At 34.0% G+C, this 18,049-nt stretch carries 18 protein-coding genes; 8 read left to right on the forward strand and 10 right to left on the reverse strand.

The window, feature by feature from the left end; genetic code table 11:
* Positions 1-18: 18 nt before the first annotated feature.
* A complete protein-coding gene (locus tag HNS38_RS00465) occupies positions 19-1,197 on the forward strand; it encodes an NAD(P)/FAD-dependent oxidoreductase (RefSeq protein WP_172280838.1) in 1,179 nt (392 codons plus the stop codon).
* 1 nt (position 1,198) lies between these two features.
* Here the strand turns inward: HNS38_RS00465 and HNS38_RS00470 are convergent, their stop codons facing one another.
* From HNS38_RS00470 to HNS38_RS00505, 8 genes are all read right to left on the reverse strand, one after another.
* Entirely contained in the window at positions 1,199-2,749 is a 1,551-nt protein-coding gene (locus tag HNS38_RS00470) for an NAD(P)/FAD-dependent oxidoreductase (RefSeq protein WP_172280840.1), read from the reverse strand.
* 6 nt (positions 2,750-2,755) lie between these two features.
* Positions 2,756-3,532, reverse strand: coding sequence for a porin family protein (locus HNS38_RS00475; RefSeq protein WP_172280842.1), 777 nt, complete (start codon positions 3,530-3,532; stop codon positions 2,756-2,758).
* 139 nt (positions 3,533-3,671) lie between these two features.
* A complete protein-coding gene (gene ubiE / locus HNS38_RS00480; RefSeq protein WP_172280844.1) occupies positions 3,672-4,382 on the reverse strand; it encodes a bifunctional demethylmenaquinone methyltransferase/2-methoxy-6-polyprenyl-1,4-benzoquinol methylase UbiE in 711 nt (236 codons plus the stop codon).
* Positions 4,382-5,386: a bifunctional heptose 7-phosphate kinase/heptose 1-phosphate adenyltransferase gene (locus tag HNS38_RS00485; protein WP_172280846.1), complete on the reverse strand. Its 1,005-nt coding sequence runs from the start codon at positions 5,384-5,386 to the stop codon at positions 4,382-4,384. Before HNS38_RS00485 ends, ubiE begins: the two co-directional genes overlap by 1 nt.
* A gap of 120 nt (positions 5,387-5,506) precedes the next feature.
* Positions 5,507-7,090: a HAMP domain-containing protein gene (locus tag HNS38_RS00490; protein WP_371823808.1), complete on the reverse strand. Its 1,584-nt coding sequence runs from the start codon at positions 7,088-7,090 to the stop codon at positions 5,507-5,509.
* Positions 7,030-7,392 carry a hypothetical protein gene (locus HNS38_RS00495; RefSeq protein WP_172345818.1) on the reverse strand — a complete coding sequence of 121 codons (363 nt, stop codon included), beginning with the start codon at positions 7,390-7,392 and terminating at the stop codon, positions 7,030-7,032. Before HNS38_RS00495 ends, HNS38_RS00490 begins: the two co-directional genes overlap by 61 nt.
* 111 nt (positions 7,393-7,503) lie before the next feature.
* The gene (gene dnaJ / locus HNS38_RS00500; RefSeq protein ID WP_172280852.1) at positions 7,504-8,655 is read right to left on the reverse strand and encodes a molecular chaperone DnaJ; all 1,152 of its coding nucleotides are present in this window, start codon (positions 8,653-8,655) and stop codon (positions 7,504-7,506) included.
* A 22-nt stretch (positions 8,656-8,677) separates the two neighbouring features.
* Complete coding sequence (locus tag HNS38_RS00505) at positions 8,678-9,229, reverse strand: nucleotide exchange factor GrpE (protein ID WP_216663600.1); 552 nt, start codon at positions 9,227-9,229, stop codon at positions 8,678-8,680.
* A gap of 440 nt (positions 9,230-9,669) precedes the next feature.
* Here HNS38_RS00505 and HNS38_RS00510 point away from each other — a divergent pair, with 440 nt between their 5' ends.
* The 6 genes from HNS38_RS00510 (at position 9,670) to HNS38_RS00535 (ending at position 14,123) form a co-directional block, all read left to right on the forward strand.
* The gene (locus HNS38_RS00510; protein WP_172280856.1) at positions 9,670-9,984 is read left to right on the forward strand and encodes a cation transporter; all 315 of its coding nucleotides are present in this window, start codon (positions 9,670-9,672) and stop codon (positions 9,982-9,984) included.
* A gap of 13 nt (positions 9,985-9,997) precedes the next feature.
* Positions 9,998-11,386, forward strand: a complete 1,389-nt coding sequence (ccoG, locus tag HNS38_RS00515; protein WP_172280858.1) for a cytochrome c oxidase accessory protein CcoG — start codon at positions 9,998-10,000, stop codon at positions 11,384-11,386.
* A gap of 86 nt (positions 11,387-11,472) precedes the next feature.
* Positions 11,473-11,919 (forward strand): FixH family protein, encoded by a 447-nt coding sequence (locus tag HNS38_RS00520; RefSeq protein WP_172280861.1) that lies wholly within the window; start codon positions 11,473-11,475, stop codon positions 11,917-11,919.
* Between the two features lie 5 nt (positions 11,920-11,924).
* Positions 11,925-12,710, forward strand: coding sequence for a sulfite exporter TauE/SafE family protein (locus tag HNS38_RS00525; protein WP_172280863.1), 786 nt, complete (start codon positions 11,925-11,927; stop codon positions 12,708-12,710).
* A 15-nt stretch (positions 12,711-12,725) separates the two neighbouring features.
* Positions 12,726-13,535 (forward strand): SDR family oxidoreductase, encoded by an 810-nt coding sequence (locus tag HNS38_RS00530; protein ID WP_172280865.1) that lies wholly within the window; start codon positions 12,726-12,728, stop codon positions 13,533-13,535.
* Between the two features lie 135 nt (positions 13,536-13,670).
* Positions 13,671-14,123, forward strand: coding sequence for a hypothetical protein (locus HNS38_RS00535; RefSeq protein WP_172280867.1), 453 nt, complete (start codon positions 13,671-13,673; stop codon positions 14,121-14,123).
* 5 nt (positions 14,124-14,128) lie between these two features.
* Here HNS38_RS00535 and HNS38_RS00540 read toward each other — a convergent pair whose 3' ends face one another.
* Entirely contained in the window at positions 14,129-15,172 is a 1,044-nt protein-coding gene (locus HNS38_RS00540; protein ID WP_172280869.1) for a cell wall metabolism sensor histidine kinase WalK, read from the reverse strand.
* 10 nt (positions 15,173-15,182) lie between these two features.
* Positions 15,183-15,893 (reverse strand): response regulator transcription factor, encoded by a 711-nt coding sequence (locus HNS38_RS00545; protein ID WP_172280871.1) that lies wholly within the window; start codon positions 15,891-15,893, stop codon positions 15,183-15,185.
* 179 nt (positions 15,894-16,072) lie between these two features.
* Between HNS38_RS00545 and HNS38_RS00550 the strand changes: the two genes are divergently transcribed.
* Positions 16,073-18,034 carry a PAS domain S-box protein gene (locus HNS38_RS00550; protein WP_172345819.1) on the forward strand — a complete coding sequence of 654 codons (1,962 nt, stop codon included), beginning with the start codon at positions 16,073-16,075 and terminating at the stop codon, positions 18,032-18,034.
* Positions 18,035-18,049 lie beyond the last annotated feature (15 nt).

Here is an 18,049-nt window from a genome sequence, read left to right on the forward strand (position 1 = left end):
ATCAAATAAATTCGTCTTATGAAAGAGAATACTCATGTTTTGGTGCTAGGTGGAGGTTTTGCTGGAGTGGAATCTGCAATACAACTAAGAAAACTTGGTCATCAAGTCACTTTGGTAAGTAATCGTGATTATTTATTCGTTTATCCCATTTCTATTTGGATTCCAGTAAAGAAAAAAAGCTTTAATCATGTGAAGTTAAGCTTGAAGACTTTGTCAAAAAAACATGGCTTTTCATTAGTGATAGATGATGTAGAACATATAATATCCTCTGAAAATAGAGTAAAACTATCATCTTCTGAAATTTGCTATGAGTATTTAGTAGTGGCCATAGGTATGAGTAAGATGAAGATGAAAGGCTTAGAGCATACACATAGTATTTGTGGACAACCAAAGGAGGCTGGAATTATTAAAGAGGAACTAGAAAAATTGGTTCAACAAGGTAGAGGGAGTATCGCAATAGGGTTTGGGGGGAATCCAAAAGATCCAACAGCAACGGCGGTAAGAGGAGGTCCAGCTTTTGAAATGCTATTTAACTTTAGTCATTATCTAAAAAAACTAAAATTACGCGAACAGTTTGATCTTCATTTTTTTGCTCCAATGGCAGAGCCTGGTCGAAAGATGGGAGAAAAGGCATATCAAAAGATGGATTCCTTTTTTGATTATTATAAGATACAAGTTCACAAAGGCAAAAAGATTGCTCGTTTTGGTCAATCTGAAATTCACTTTGAAGATGATTCTGTTTTAAAGAGCGATTTAATCATTTTTATTCCTGGTGGTAGCGGGCACCAAGTTTTGGAAAGTTCTGACCTGCCATTAAGTGAAGTGGGATTTATCAGAACCAATCAGCAATGTCAAGTAGAGGGAAAGGCAAATGTATTTGCAGTTGGAGATGTGGCTACTTTAATTGGACCAAAATGGGCAGCTAAACAAGGTCACCTTGCCGAAGTGATGGGTAAGGTCGCAGCAAAAAATATTGATTATACCTTTAGAGGAAAAAAGGAAAGAGAAAGTTATACCAAGCACCTTAATATTATTTGCGTGATGGATTCGGGAGATGGTGCCGCTTTTGTAATGCGTAAAGAGAATAGTGAGCTTATGCTTCCTCTTCCAATCATAGGTCATTGGATGAAACAGTTTTGGGGCTTTTATTACCGGCAATCTAAGTTGAAGAATTTCCCACGTCTTCCAGGAATGTAGGCTATAATTTTTGTGCTATTTTCTCGGCAGCATTTTCGCCATCCATAGCGCTACTCACTATTCCCCCAGCATAACCTGCACCTTCTCCACAGGGGTAAAGGTTAGAGATTTGAACATGCTCCATGCTCTCCTTGTCTCGTGGAATTCGAATAGGAGAGGAGGTTCTTGATTCCACGCCTAAAATAATAGCCTCTTCAGTATAATATCCTTTCATCTTTTTACCAAAATCACCAAATGCTTTTCTTAGTGGTTCGTTAATTTCTGAAGGTAGTAATTCGTGCATGGGTGCATTGGATATTCCGGGAATATAACTCGTTGAGGGTAAATCAGAACTCATTTTTTTAGCCACATAATCTACCATTCTTTGTGCAGGTGCTTTTTGGCTTCTTCCACCAGCCACATGTGCCATTCTTTCTAAATCTCTTTGGAATTCCAATCCAGCAAACACTCCATGTTTATGGTATTTTGTTAATTCATCTTGATTGATGGTCACCACAATTCCAGAGTTAGCATAAGGTGAGTTTCTCATGGCATTACTCATTCCATTTACAACTACCTCATCGCTAGCAGTAGCAGAAGGTACAATAATTCCTCCAGGGCACATACAGAAGCTAAAAATACCTTTTTTTTCTACTTGGGTAACTAAGCTATATGATGCAGTGGGTAATAGAGGATCTATTTCTGAAGTATGATACTGAATACTATTGATAATCTTTTGAGGATGTTCAATTCTAACACCTGCAGCAAAATCTTTGCGTTCAATTAAAATTCCTTTATCGTTTAGTAAATAATAGATATCTCTAGCGCTATGCCCACTAGCGAGAATAGTGGCTATACCTCTGTATTCTTTTCCATTAGCATCCACCACGCCAATGATTTTCTGATCATGAAGCATGAAATCATTAACTTTTGTTTCGAAGTGGACTTCTCCACCAGCTTCAAGAATAGTATTTCTTAGACTAGTGACTAGGCCTAATAGTTTATTGGTTCCTAAATGGGGGTGAGCATCCACTAGAATATCAGGATCAGCTCCGTGGTCAACAAAAATCTCTAATATTTTTTTAACATTTCCCCTCTTTGAACTTCTTGTATATAATTTACCATCAGAATAAGTTCCAGCTCCACCTTCTCCAAAACAATAATTTGATTCTGTATTGACCTGATGTGTTTTATAGAGTTGAGCAATGTCTTTTTTTCGATCTCCAATTTTCTTTCCGCGCTCCAGAATGATGGGTTTTAATCCTCGTTCAATTAAACCCAATGCCGCAAATAATCCTGCAGGACCAGCTCCTACAACTATTACTTCTTTACTAGAACTCACATCTTTCCATAGGTATTTCTTCTGGGTTTCTGCAGGTTTCTCATTCACAAAAACTTCCACCTTAAGTCTTACTTTAACTATTCTGGATCGTGCATCAATAGATCGTCTTAAATGATTGATATATTGAATGCTAGAGGGTTTTAAGTGAAGCTTTTTAGCAACCACTAGTTTGATTTCTTCGTTGTTTGCTGCCTGTTGGGGCAGTAAAACAAGTTCTAATTCTTTTCGCATAGGAGATTATTCAAAGGTGAAAATCAATTGGAATATCTTGGAGTGAATAGATTCTATGGGGTCTGTATAGATATTATCTTCATTCTTAAGAATGTTATTCATTCCATAACTCATTCTAAGTTCAGTTCCCATTTTAAACCAGTTAAAGTAGAAATCAAAACCGACACCAGCCTCAAAAGCTATATCTGATCTGTATAGCTTTACAACTACTTCTTGCTCAGTAACATCTTCTTCTTTTCCTGCTTGAGCTGCTAAATCCATTACAAATTTAACTCCAATAAAAACATAAGGGCGAGCATTGTGTAGCCGCACTCCTTTGTATTTTAAATAGAATGGAAAGTTTAAATGAGTAGAAGGAACTTTCTTTTCAATTTCGACTAATTGAGGAACGCTTCTGTAATATTTGAGCATGGTATAGCTCAAGTTACGTTCACTAAAAAGTAATTCAGGAGTGAAACGAAGGTTAAAATATTTTCCTAAACGTAAATCTGAAACAATTCCAATAGTAAAACCTAATTGAGTACTTGGTTCCACATTTCTCATATATGCCGAATCGGCATTTATTTCAGGAACTTGTTCTTGGTAATAGGTGAAATTAGTAAATCCAGGTTTCATTTTTATATTATACAACATTTGATTGGCACCTAGATAAAACCCAAAATGATATTTCTTTTTATCAAAACGAGGTTGATTGGGAATTGTTCTAGATTGTGACCAAACACTAGATGATAGTATGATAAAGCCTAGGACTAATATAAGTGATATGTGTAGTTTGTTTTTCAATTTTATTTAAACGCTTATAGAGATGTATTATTGTAAGAAATTCGAGATTTTATAACTGAATTTTCGCCAAAAGTCTGCATTTTATTTGAGTATTATACGTGCCAGTAAATATTTTTTTCGATAAATTTGAATCCCTTCTTTAGTCGTTTTTTTTTCCCATGTACAAACTGCAAATTCCAAAGGTGAGTTTTACTTGCTTAACATCTTGATATCCCGCATTTGATAAATGTTTTAGGAAATGAGTACCGTCAGGAAATTTCTGCACTGATTCGGGTAAATAAGAATAAGCAGCATCGTCTTTGGATACGCTTTTTCCCAAAAGAGGAAGGATGGAAGAAAAGTAAAAATTATAAATTTGTTTTATTGGAAAAGCAGTTGGTTTGCTAAATTCAAGAATATAAACGCTACCATTAGTTTTGGTAACTCTGTTCATCTCTTTTAATCCCTTGTTTAAGTCTTCATAGTTTCTTACACCAAAAGCCACGGTTACAGCATCGAAAAAACCATCATTATACTTGAGCTTTTCCGAATCTCCTAATTCCATTTTTATTCTATCGCTTAGCTTTTTCTTTAAAACCTTTTGTTTTCCAACTTCCAGCATGTTTTCGGAAATGTCAGCACCAATAATGGAAGCTTGAGGAAGTGCTTTTGATATAGTTATGGCTAAGTCACCAGTACCTGTGGCAATATCTAATACTTGGCTAGGATGATTTTTTTTTAATTTTTTCACCAATTGATTTCTCCAGTAAATGTCTATCCCCATAGATAAAAAATGATTCAAGAAATCATACTTTCCTGCTATGCTATTGAACATATTTCTAACTTGCTCTTTCTTTCCTTCTTGTTTCATTATTTTAAGCTGTTCTTGAGTTCTTTATATAGTTTTTCCTTGTTTATTGGCACCACTCCAACTTGTTCGCAAACCAAACCACCAGCCAGGTTTGATATGGCTGCAATGTCCTCTGCCTTTAGGTTTTGTGCCAAACACAAAGCGGTTAAGCTTATCACTGTATCTCCAGCTCCTGATACATCAGAGATGTTTCTAATATGGGCAGGAATACTATGGTGAATATAGTTGCCATTATCTTCTTTTTTCGAAATCATGACTCCATATTCCGAAAGTGTGGTGAAGAAATAATCGCAATTTAACTCTTCTTGCATTTTTTCTACAGCGTTTTTTAATTTATCAGATTCATGCGCTTCGAAAGATTCATTAATGCCTTCTCTTAATTCTTTCAAATTAGGCTTAAATAAACTTGTGTTTTTGAAATGGTGGAAATTTCTTTTCTTGGGATCTACCACTGTTGGTATGTCTTCAGCAAGGACTAAGACTTGTTCAATGAGTTCTTTACAGATGACACCTTTGTCATAATCTTGGAAGATGATGACATCGATTTTATGGTTTTTAAGAATGGCTTCTATTCTTTTCAGAATATCGGATAATTCTTGCTGAGACACTTCTTCGTCTGTTTCCTCGTCAACTCTAAGCATCTGAGTTGAGTTTCCAATCACACGAAATTTAGTCGTAGTGATACGAGAAGAACTTTTTATAATACCCTCCTCCGATAATTCTCTTTTTTTAAGTAATTGAAGAAAGGTTTCTGCTTTTGGATCCTGCCCAATAACCGAACATAAAATAGGCTCTGCCCCAACGGCTTTTATATTGAGTGCCACATTAGCTGCGCCACCTAATCTATCTAGTCTTTTTTTAACTGCAACTACTGGTACTGGTGCTTCAGGTGAGATTCTATCCACACTACCAAAAATGTAACTGTCAATCATTACATCGCCTATTATCAGTACTTTTTGTTTCTTGAAATTATCAAAAATTTCTTGAATATTTTTATCTGTCATTTCTCTAAATAATAAGTGCAAAAGTAGTAATTATTTAGCAGTGAATCTTATTATTTTAGGGGTTAGAACATGTAATCCATTAATTGAATTATTTCCAGGTGTCGATCATTAAAATTTTATCTAACTTATGAGTACAAAACTAAAAATTGTACCAGTTTCATCACTTTGAATATCAAACTCAGCATCGTGAATTTCTAAATAAGTTTTTACATAATATAAGCCTAATCCAATGTTTTGATCTATATGTTTTTGAGCAAGACCAAAGGGTTGTAAAACCAAACTTAATTTTTCTTTTGGAATAATATCTCCAATATTTTTAATGCAGAATGAAGCAAAGCCATTTTCGTTTTTCTTGAGTTTGATTTTTACTTCACTGTTAAATTTAGAATGATCAATGGCATTCTCTATGAGCTCTTCTATCATACCGGTGAAGTATTCTGGAATTCCAAAGTGAATAATACCTTCTTCCATTGAAGACATAACATTAATTCCTTTTAAAGAGATATCTTGCTCTTTTGCATCGAGGATGCTGTTAATGGTTTTTGCTACATTGATGTTTGATTTATCTAATGTATTGTATTTTGTTTGAAGTTGAGTGATGTCGAGGGCTTTTCTCGAGAACTCATCTAGTCGGTTAACGGATTGTTTCAAAAGACTTCCAAATTCCATGATTTCAGGGTCATCAATACTATCGTTTATGATATCGGTGAAACCAATAATTCCATTTAATGGGGTTCTTATCTCGTGGCTTATCAATAATAAGAACTTCGTTTTTGCATCGTCTAAGACTTTTAATTCTTCATTGGCTAAAATTAGATCTTCCTCTCTTTGTTTGAGTTTTGAACTCATTTTGTTAAAACTATTAGCTAAAAGACCCAATTCACTTTTAGTTTTTATCCGAAAATTAGAATTATATTTCCCTTCGGCTATTAGATGGCTAGCCAAGCTGAGTTCTTCAATTGGCTTGGTGATACTTCTTGCGATGAAATATATCAATATCATAATAACAATTGAAGCTATAATTAATATGAAAATGGTTTTCCACATCTTTTCAAATATGGATTCTTTAATAAAGCTATATGGAATTACAGCAATGGCATGCCAATTTGTAGAAGATATTGGAGTATAGAAGGCAAATCGTTCTTCACCCAAGGTTTGGGAATAAAACTTCTGTTTGCCAATTTTTCCTGAAATGGCATCAATGATAATCTTTCTTTCATTGATTTCTTTTTCAGGAATATACGATTTAAATTCTTTGAGTACATTCCTTCCTATTAAAATTGAATTATCTGCATAAACTAAGGTGCTATCATTTGAAAATAAATAAATATCTGTTGGAATGTTTTCTTCAAAATGTTCCTCATTTAAAAGGAGGATATTTTTTAATAAGTCAATAGAAACATCAACAGTTATAATTCCTTGAAATATTCCATTCTTAAAAAAAGGTTGGTAATAGGTAACCATATCTGTTTGTCCAGCATCATGATCAAAGTAGGGGCTTGTCCATCCGCTGTGGTGTTCGGAGGATGGTTTTTTCCACCATTCAATATCACTATTTCTATAGTCAAAATATCCAATATCTTCTTCTGATTCAAATGCTATTTGTTTGATTTTACTACCTCCTTTGAAGGAGTAATAAAAGCCTAATTCGTTGTTGGTGAAGGTGTTGGGGGGGCTAATGCTATGGCGGATCCATATATTAATTTATCGGAATTGGTAATTTCATAGGTAATATCTAAGAAATTCTCAATTGATATTTTGCCTGTTTCTATTTGTTTGGCTACTAATTTTGTTTTGCTGGCCAACTCACTCAGCTTGTTTGTGATATAGTCAGCATACTTCAGATTAATTTCGTGTAATTGATTGATGTATTTTTCTTTTGTAAGTTCTTCTGTGTTATTGTATAGAAGGTAGAACATGAGGCTAAAAATGATAAACACAGGTAGGAATATACTTACTCCAACTCGGAATAGAATAGAGTTTTTAAATTTGATTTTGTAAGGCATGATGCGGATTTTGGTTTACAGCTCACAAGTTACAAATATTTTTGAATGTAAAAAAAGCACAATTCTTAATTTATAGAATTGTGCTTTTTTTTATGAGATTCGTAAAGTTGATTATCTAAAATAATCTCTCATTCTATTAAAGAATCCCTTTTCTTTATTGTCAGGATTTGGGATGAAATTTTTGCTTTGGTTCAATTTATGAAGCTCTGCTCTTTCAACTTCGAGTAGTTCTTTTGGAACCCAAACATTTATAGTTACCAATAAATCACCTTTGCCATAACTATTTACATCTGGTAAGCCTTTTCCTTTAAGTCTTAAAACTTTTCCAGGTTGAGTTCCTGGCGCGATCTTTACTCTCGCTTTGCCTTCTAAAGTTGGGATTTCTATGGAAGTTCCTAAAGCAGCATCAGGAAAGCTGATAAAATGATCGTGTAAAAGATTCATCCCGTCTCTTTCCAAGTCTTCATGACCAATTTCTTCGATAAGAATAATTAAGTCACCAGGAACGCCACCACGTGCTGCTGCATTTCCTTTACCTGACATACTTAACTGCATTCCATCAGAAACACCTGCCGGAATATTTAAGGTGATTACTTCTTCGCCTTTTATAATTCCATTGCCATGACAAGTTTTGCACTTGTGAGTGATAATTTCTCCCTCGCCACCACATTGTGGGCAAGTTGTTGCTGTTTGCATTTGTCCAAGGAAAGAGTTCACTACTTTGGTGACTTGTCCTGTTCCATGGCAAGTATTACAAGTGGAGCGGCCATTTCCTTCGGCCCCACTGCCATGACAAGTGTCACAAGAAATATACTTATTAACTCGTACTTTCTTTTCTGCACCTTTTAAAATCTCCTCTAAGGTTAGTTTTACCTTAATTCTAAGGTTGGAACCTCTATTGACTCTTCTGCGTCCTCCTCCAGAGCCACCAAAGCCACCGAAGCCACCAAAACCGCCACCGCCAAAGATATCGCCAAAATGAGAGAAGATGTCATCCATACTCATTCCTCCACCACCGAAACCTCCTCCAGCTGCACCACCCACGCCAGCATGACCATATTGGTCGTATCTAGCTTTTTTATCGCCATTGCTTAAAACATCATAAGCCTCTGCTGCTTCCTTAAACTGTTCTTCAGCTTTTGGATTATCAGGATTTTTGTCTGGATGGTATTTAATAGCAACCTTTCTGTAGGCTTTTTTAATTTCAGTCTCAGAGGCGTTTTTATCTACACCCAGTACTTCGTAATAATCTCTTTTACTCATATTGATGACCCTTTTATTGGAATTATTTTCCTACAACTACTTTTGCGTATCTAATTACTTTATCATTTAATGTGTATCCTTTTTCAACTACATCCACAACTTTGGATTTTAATTCCTCAGTAGGGGCTGGTATTTCAGTTATGGCTTCATGAAAATCAGTATCAAACTCTTTTTCTTTTGAATCCATGCATTGTAAACCTCTTTTTTCTAATGTTTTATAAAGCTTGTTGTAGACTAGCTCAACACCCGATTTAATAGCTTCTGCATCAGATGATTCTGCCATAGATTGTTGGGCTCTTTCAAAATCATCAAGAACTGGAATTAAGTCTAATATCAAATCAGCATTTGCAGTTTTAAAAAGTTCGATTCTCTCCTTGGTCGTTCTTTTTCTGAAATTATCGAACTCGGAAAATAGACGAAGATGTTTATCTTTTAATTCTGCAATTTGTGCTTCAAGATTTTTAATTTCCTCTTCACAAGATACTGGTTCTTCAGTATTTTGATCAACTGATTCTTCAGTGGATTCAGTATTTGTATCTTCTATTTTTTGCTCGTTTAAGTCTTCGCTTTTCACTTGCTTTTCTTTACTTTCTTGTTTTTTGGTATTTCTTTTATTTGCCATAATCGCATTAAAATTGTCAGTATTGCAGTACAATATCTAATTCTATTAGCTAGGTGTTTAAGCTATTCGAATGTAATTGCCTGGAAACTATACGTTTGTTACAAAATATTTTTCTTGTTCAAAATCTGATCATCTATGTCAATATTTGCGCCAAATAATTATTTATGGTCATTTTGTCAGTATTGAATATTTGGTGGTAAGGGTAGTTATGTGTGATTATTTTTCTTTTGTGTAAATTGGAACTTTGATCATATTCAAAGATATAATTTGGCATAGACCTAAAGAAAAGGAAAAATCCATCAAAAATGTTTGATACTGGCAAGTAATTATTGAATATTGCATGAGAAATTTTAAATATTGTTTTACATTTGTAGGTCTTAAAATAAACAAACATGAAAAAAATCCTTCCATTATTATTGTTCTTATCTATTTTTACTTTTCTTTCGTGCCATTTTTCAGGGCAAAGTGAAACTAACAAAAAAGAAGTTTTAGGCGATTTAGTAGAAATTAGTATTTCTGTAGATGGTATGACTTGCAGTGGTTGTGAGAATACAGTTAATACGCAGTTACTAAAGTTTGATGGGGTAGTTGAGTCTACCGCTTCACATATTGAGAAAAATGTAATAGTAAAAGTAGACACGTTGCTAACATCTGTGAATGAGATGAAAGCCGAGATTGGAAGAGTTGGATATACAATTATAGAATAATAAGTTTAGAGTAATGAGCGAAAAGAATAAGGCAGAAACCAGTTTTAGGGATTCAATATCCACCATCGATAATCAGGGTAAAAGAATTTTTGTTCATCCAAAGAAACCTAAGGGAAGGTATTTTAATAGAAGGCGTATTGTAGGATGGGCCTTGCTTCTTAATTTATTTTTGGTGCCATTTATTAAGGTGAATGGTCATCCATTATTTCTTTTTGATGTCATACAGAGAAAGTTTATTCTATTTGGAGTGCATTTTTGGCCACAAGATTCTTACCTTTTTGCAATAGGGATGATTTCTTTATTGGTTGGAATAGTTTTGTTTACTGCTGTTTATGGTAGATTGTGGTGTGGGTGGACTTGCCCACAAACTGTCTTTATGGAGATTTTATTTAGACCTGTTGAATATTTGATTGATGGGGATGCTAATGAGCAACGAAAACTTAAAGATGGTCCTTGGAGCTTTGAGAAAGTCTGGAAGAGGATAGTGAAGAATGGAATTTTTGTTTTCTTGTCAATTCTTATTGCTAATGCTTTATTGTCATGGGTAGTAGGAGTAGACGAGTTATTTAGAATAGCCTCTGAACCCATTTCTGAGCATATTGTTGGTTTTGGGGCAATGCTGATATTCTCTGGTGTATTGTTTTTTATTTATAGTTGGTTCAGAGAACAGGTTTGCTCTATATTGTGTCCCTATGGAAGAATACAAGGAGTGCTTTTAGATGTGAATTCTATCATTGTGAGTTATGACTATAAAAGAGGAGAACCTCGTGGAAATAGAAATGATGAAATTGATAAAGGAGATTGTATAGATTGTGGTCAATGTGTTCAGGTATGTCCTACGGGAATTGATATTAGAAATGGTTCTCAGTTAGAATGTATCAATTGTACAGCGTGTATCGATGCATGCGATGGTGTTATGGATAAAGTGAAAAAACCTCGAGGTTTGATTCGTTTCGCTTCGGAGAAAGAAATTGTGGAAGGAGCTAAATTCAAGGTTACTCCTCGTATGATTGGTTATTCTTCTTTATTGGTCGGCTTAATGATATTCTTCTCTGTACTCATATTTGGTAGAGCAGATCTTGAAACTTCAATTTTTAGAACTCCAGGAATGTTATATCAAGAACAAGAAGGAGGTAGAATTAGTAATCTATATAATTTCAAGATTATTAATAAAACTATTGATACGGTTGCTGTGGAGTTGAAAGTATTGTCTTACGATGGAGAAATAAATGTGATTAGAGGGGATGTAAAAATAAAACCATCTAGTATTTATGAGGATATTTTCTTTGTATATATTGATCCGAAAATTTTGCCTGAGAAGAATAATGATATAGAAATTGGTGTTTTTGTTGAGGGAGAAATGGTAGAGGAGCAAACGATATCTTTTATTGGAGATAAATAGTAACAAATAGCAATACCAATAAAATCTATGTGGAGATAAAGGAGTTGGTATGATTATTAAAGTATTTTTGCAGAAAACTATTTTACATGAAAATTAAATGGAATTGGGGTACTGGAATTTTCCTTGCGATTTTAGCTATGATGGCTTTTGTATTTTTATTGGTGTTTAAATCATTTGATTATAAGATTAATAAGGTTTCAGAAGATTATTATGAACGTGGATTGAATCATACTGAGCAAATGCAAAGAGTTGAAAATACAAGATTATACGCTCAAGGTTTCAGTGTGATATATTCAAATGATTGTTTGGTGAAGTTCCCAGAGTATTTTATTGGAAAAAAGCTAGAAGGTCAGATTCTATTCTTTCGTCCTTCCGATTTTGATTACGACAGAAGTTTTGAAATTAATTTAGATGAAAATGGAACCCAAACATTCCAACTCGATTATTTTCTTAAAGGAAGGTATATTGTTAAAGTCACTTTCGAACATGAATCTGTTCCATATTATCTGGAGGAAGAAATCATTTTTAATTAGGCATTATGTTTATTACCACTGCATTAATTCTTGGACTTTTAGGATCTTTTCACTGTGTGGGAATGTGTGGTCCAATTGCTGTCGCATTGCCCATCAATAATCAAACGTGGTGGAGTAGGTTGGCGGGAACGTTCTTGTATAATATTGGCAGAGCTATCACCTATGCGGCAATGGGAGCTGTATTTGGTGTGCTTGGCGAAGGCATCCGGCTTGGTGGATTTCAGAGCTGGATTTCAATTGTAATGGGAGTTATTATGATAATTAGTGTCTTATTTCCTGTGTTATTTCGAAATACTAGAATATTAGACAAATATATTTATGGATATGTAAATAAGCTTAAGGCTTATCTTGGACCGTTATTACGTAATAGTTCTTTGGGTTCTTTATTTGTGATTGGTCTACTCAATGGATTGTTACCTTGTGGTTTAGTTTATGTGGCATTGGCTGGTGCTATTGCCACTGGAGGAGTCGCATCTGGGGCTTTGTTTATGTTTGTTTTTGGCTTAGGAACTTTGCCTTTATTGGCTATTGTTACTTTAGCAGGAAATATCATTTCAGGACCTTTCAAGTCTAAGATTAACAAGATTATTCCTTTGGTCATAATTATTATAGGAGTTTTGTTTATTTTGAGAGGGTTGAGTTTAGGTATTCCATATATTAGTCCGCCAGCTAAAAATTTACATATTCAACAAGAAATTGATACTTCTGGAAATAGGGGGTGTTGTGGAAATGGAAAACAAATGAAATCTTCCGCTTTTCAGCTACTCTCTGGTGGAAAATTGATTTTCTAATTATACTTCACAGTTATGAAAGATAAGGTTGTCATTATTACAGGAGCTTCTTCAGGGATAGGAAAGGCATTGGTATATGAGTATGCCAAGCGAGGGGCTAAAATTGTTATGGCTGCACGGAACATTTCTAAACTTGAAGAAATTCGTGGAGGTTTATTAAAACAGGGTACAGATTGTTTAGCTGTAAATACAGATGTTTCATTAGAAAAAGATTGTGAGAACCTCATTAATTTAACAGTAGAGAAATTTGGTAGAATTGATATTCTGATTAATAATGCAGGGATAAGTATGAGGGCGCTGTTCAAGGATCTGGAACTGGATGTTTTAAAACAATTGATGGATGTGAATTTTTGGGGAACTGTTTATTGCAGCAAATATGCTTTACCTTATTTGATAGAGCGAAAGGGGTCTTTAGTTGGAGTGATTAGTATTGCTGGATATGTCGGCTTGCCTGGGAGAACAGGTTATAGTGCATCTAAATTTGCAGTAAGAGGGTTTTTAGATACTTTGAGAGTAGAAAACCTAAAAACAGGACTACATGTATTAGTGGCCGCGCCAGGTTTTACTCAGAGCAATATTCGAAATGTAGCATTGACTAAAGATGGAAGTGTTCAAGGTGATAGCCCTAGAAATGAAGGTAAAATGATGACATCTGAACAAGTGGCATGTAAGATTGTTAAAGCTATTGATAAAAAAAAGGCGGCAATCGTCCTTACTTTTTTAGAGGGGAAATTCACTGTTTTTCTTAATAAAACCTTTCCTCGTATTCTTGAGAAGCTTACCTATAAACATATGGCTAAAGAGGCTGATTCTCCTATCAAATAGTGCTTGGTTTTATCTTATTTTTAATTCTCCAAAGTTTTTATTTTGTACGGTATCATAATTATTTTATATTTGTTTCATTAAGAAATCGAAAAAATAATAAAAGGACATTATTCCTTTTACAATAATAAAAACATAATGAGCAATTTAACATTGGAGATTAAGCCAAAACAAGGGTTAGGGGAATTAAAATTTGGTGAAATTCCAGAGAATGTAGCCAAGCTGGTTGGAAAACCTGTAGATGCAGAGGAGATTACTTCTGATGATGATTTAAAGACCACCATTTTAACTTATGAAAATGGAATTACAGTTTTTTTAGAGGGATTAGTAGAGCCAGTAGTTTCTAATTTTGATTTGGACAATAAAAATGCCACTCTTTTTGGGGTAAGAATTTTTGAGCAAAAAGAAGAGGATATTATTAAATTGATGAAGGAGCATGGTTATGAGGAAATTGAAAAAGAAGAAGAGGAGTGGGGTGAAACAAGAATTACTTTTGATGACGCTTTATTAGATTGCTATTTTGAAAATGGTGATTTGGTAGCTGTTAGTTGGGGAGTTATTATAAATGATGATGGGAGTTTAGCTGAATAAGTAGGCTAGGCTTTCTCCAAGGTAAACCCAAAAGTCGTTCCGATGCCAATAGTGCTTCTGGTATAGATACTTTGTTTGTGTGCTTCTACTATATGTTTTACTATGGCTAAACCTAGGCCGGTACCTCCTAATTCACGACTTCTAGCTTTGTCTGTTCTATAGAATCGCTCATATATGCGAGGTAAATCTTCCTTGTTTATTCCTGGTCCGTTATCTGTAATTTCTACCAACAAGTTCTCGTCCATATCAAAGAAACTGATTTTAACTTTCCCAGTGTTTGCATAGCCATATTTAATAGCGTTTCCTAAAAGATTACTTATTAACCTCGCTACTTTTTCTTTATCAGCATTCACATAAATAGGCCGGTCGTAATTTTTTCCATAATACATTAGGATGTTTTTCTTATCTACTTTCATTTCGAAAGATTCTAAAAGTTCGTCACATAATGCTTTAATGTTGAAACGACTGATATTGAGCTTTAACTCACCAGACTCTAATTGACTAATGGTCTCCAACTCTTTTACAATTCCAATTAATCGGTTAATGTTTTTTTCAGACCTTTCTAGGTATTTAGTATTTATATTATCATCCTCTAATCCACCATCAATTAGTGTAGAAATATATCCTAAAATAGTGAATAAAGGAGTTTTTAATTCGTGAGAAATATTGCCGATATATTCTTTTCTATATTGCTCTAATTGTTTGAGTTGAGAGATTTCTTTTTCATAATCATCGCTCCATTCCAATACCTCTTGATGAACCGATTTTATATTGGCGATTTTTGTTTGATTGGGTTTGCCTTTGTGATTGCTTTTTACTTTATGATCGTGAATGAGTTTGTAAATCACCTTAATATGGTCATAAATATATCGCTCAATATAGTTTTGTATAATCCAAAAAGTTACCAAGACAAAAATGAATAAAATACCCAGTAATAGAAATAGGTTGGTGCTGGTAATAAGGTAGATATAAATTAAAATCGCACTAACAATAAAGCCAAGAATTAGACTGATTTGTAACGCAATACTGGAAGACTCTTTTAATTTCATTAATTCGGATTTATTTTGAAGTGTCAATAAACTTATATCCAACACCTTTCATAGTTTGAATATATTCAGGGCCTATTTTCTCTCTAATTTTTCTAATATGAACGTCAATAGTTCTGTCTCCGACGATAACATCATTACCCCAAACTTTTGAGAATATTTCTTCACGAGTAAAAACTTTATCAATCTTAGAGGCAAATAGCATCAAAAGTTCAAATTCTTTTTTCGGTAATAAGATATCAATACCATCTTTAATAACTAAATATCTTTCTTTATCAATTGAGAAAGAATCATGGATTTGCATGATATGACCAGAGGGATCTGAATTGGTTTCATTATTTTGACTAGAACGACGAAGTAATGATTTTACTTTACTTACTAATACCTTAGGTTTAATGGGTTTAGAAATATAATCGTCAGCTCCAACATCATAGCCAGCTATTTGAGAATAATCTTCAGAGCGTGCAGTGAGGAATATGATGATTGGGTTTCCAAGTTCTGGGAGTTGCCTTAATTGATCACATGCTTCAATGCCATCCATTTTAGGCATCATGACATCTAAGATAATGAGGTCTGGTTTTACTTTTAATGCCTTTTTTATACCTTCCTCACCATTGCTTGCTGTATGCACATTGTATCCGCTTTTCTTTAAATTATAGCTTAAAAATTCAAGGATATCATCCTCATCGTCAACTAATAATATGGTTTGCATTGTTAGGTTCATCTATGTTTGTTTTTTTAGGCAAATTTAAGCTAATGTTATTATTGATCAATTTTCACATATTAACTAATTGTTAATTGATTCGTTGATAATTTTGTAAATTTACAAAAAAATGAATGTATCTTTAGTTGTAAATTTGAATTTTAAGTTTACGTATATTAACCTATTAATAAATTGCCGTTATGGGTGAGTTTGAAGTGTTGATTGTTGAGGATGAGGTGATTAATGCTAAAGTTCTTCAAGAGTTTTTAGAGAGCAAAGGTTATAAAATACTTGATGTCGTAACTTCAGGCGAAGCTGCCATAGATTATGTTGGTATAAAAAAACCAGATTTAATTCTGATGGATATTGAACTTGATGGGAAAATATCTGGTATAGAGGCAGTAGAACATATTAATAAGAACGACAAAATACCTATTCTTTATATCACAAGCCAAACTGATAAGCAAGTTGTGAAACGGGCAAAAGAAACGGAGCCTGTTGGATATATTATCAAACCATTTTCACCTTTACAATTAGAGATTACATTGGAAATGGCACGCAAGAAAGTTTTAGTAGATCAGGAACTTCTAAACTATCAATTGTATTTAGAGCATTTGGTTGTAGATCGCACCAAAGAGTTGATTAATGAAGTTGAGCTAACCAAATCGGCTCGGCAGCAAGCCATAGAGAATGAGATTAAACTTAAAGCTATAACGACTGCTGCCAATGATGCCATTGTGTTATTTGATGAATATGGTCAAGTTAAATTCTGGAATAAGGCAGCTGAAAAAATGTTTCTTTACGATGAAGAGGATATTTTAGATAATAATATTCGCGTTCTGTTTTCCTCTGATAATGAGAATGATGACTTTGCTCGAGGTTTAGAAACCATACAGCATGCCATTGATAATCATCTACTTGGGGAAAATATTGAGTTTGTAGCTACTAAAGCGGATGGTAGCGAAATCCCTGTAGAAATGTCTTTGGCAGCCGTTGATATTGACGATGAGCATTTGGTTTTAAGTATAATGAGAGATATCAGTCAACGCAAACATGACTTAGAAGAAATAAAAAGATTTAAATTAATTTCGGATTTGGCAAATTATGGTTTGGCCATTACCAATGACATAGGTGAGTTTGTATATGTAAACAAATACTTTGCTGAATTAATAGAATATGAGCAAGAAGAAATGTTAGGAAGAAGCTTTTTTACAGTAACACCTAGGGTTTCTAAATCTGAAATCGCAGATTTTGTGGAGAAATCTTCAAATATCCATGGTGGTGAGGGTCTCGAACTTATAGTGGTGAGTAAAAGTGAGAAAGAGATTCCTGTCATGTTTAATAGTGTTATTATTCGTGATAAATATGGAGCTCCAAAGTTTTACGCCGTTTCAGCAACCGATATTCGTGAGCGAAAAGAATATGAAGAGAATATACTAAAAGCTAAGAGATTGGCCGAGGAGTCTGATAGGATGAAAACAGCGTTTCTTTCAACCATATCTCATGAACTAAGAACTCCCTTAAATGCCATTATAGGGTTTGCGGAGTTAATTAGAGTGACAGAAGTAGATATGGATGACGTTAAGGATTTTAACGATGAAATATATAAAGGAGGCAATCATCTACTTTCTATTGTAGAAGATATTCTAGATATTAGTATGCTGGAAAGCAAGGATCTTAAGATATATCCAGTAGAATTTTCTCTCAATAATCTGATGAAAATAGTCCATCAAAAATTTTACTCCAATCAGAGATATGATAATCATAATATTAATTTGGTTTGGAAAGGGAATAGAAAAGATGGAGAAGAAGTCTTCTTCACAGATAACAGTAAGCTGGAGCAGATTTTGACCAAGCTTATTGACAATGCATTTAAGTTCTCCACCAAAGGAACCATAGAGTTTGGCTATAAATACAACGAAAAAGAGAATTTATATGACTTTTATGTTAAAGATGAAGGAAAAGGTATACAAGGAACCAAATTAACTGATATATTTGAAAGTTTTAAGCAAGCTGAGGAAGGAAATAACCGTGCGCACGATGGTTTGGGTCTTGGTTTGTCAATAGTTAACCAATTATTAGAATTAATGAAGGGGGAGATTTATGTTGACTCTGAGCTTGGAAAAGGCTCAATCTTTACTTTCAACATCAATCAAGCTTAAACACTTAATTATTGC

The organism is Lentimicrobium sp. L6, assembly GCF_013166655.1.
In the GTDB taxonomy this organism is placed as follows: Bacteria; Bacteroidota; Bacteroidia; order Bacteroidales; family UBA12170; genus UBA12170.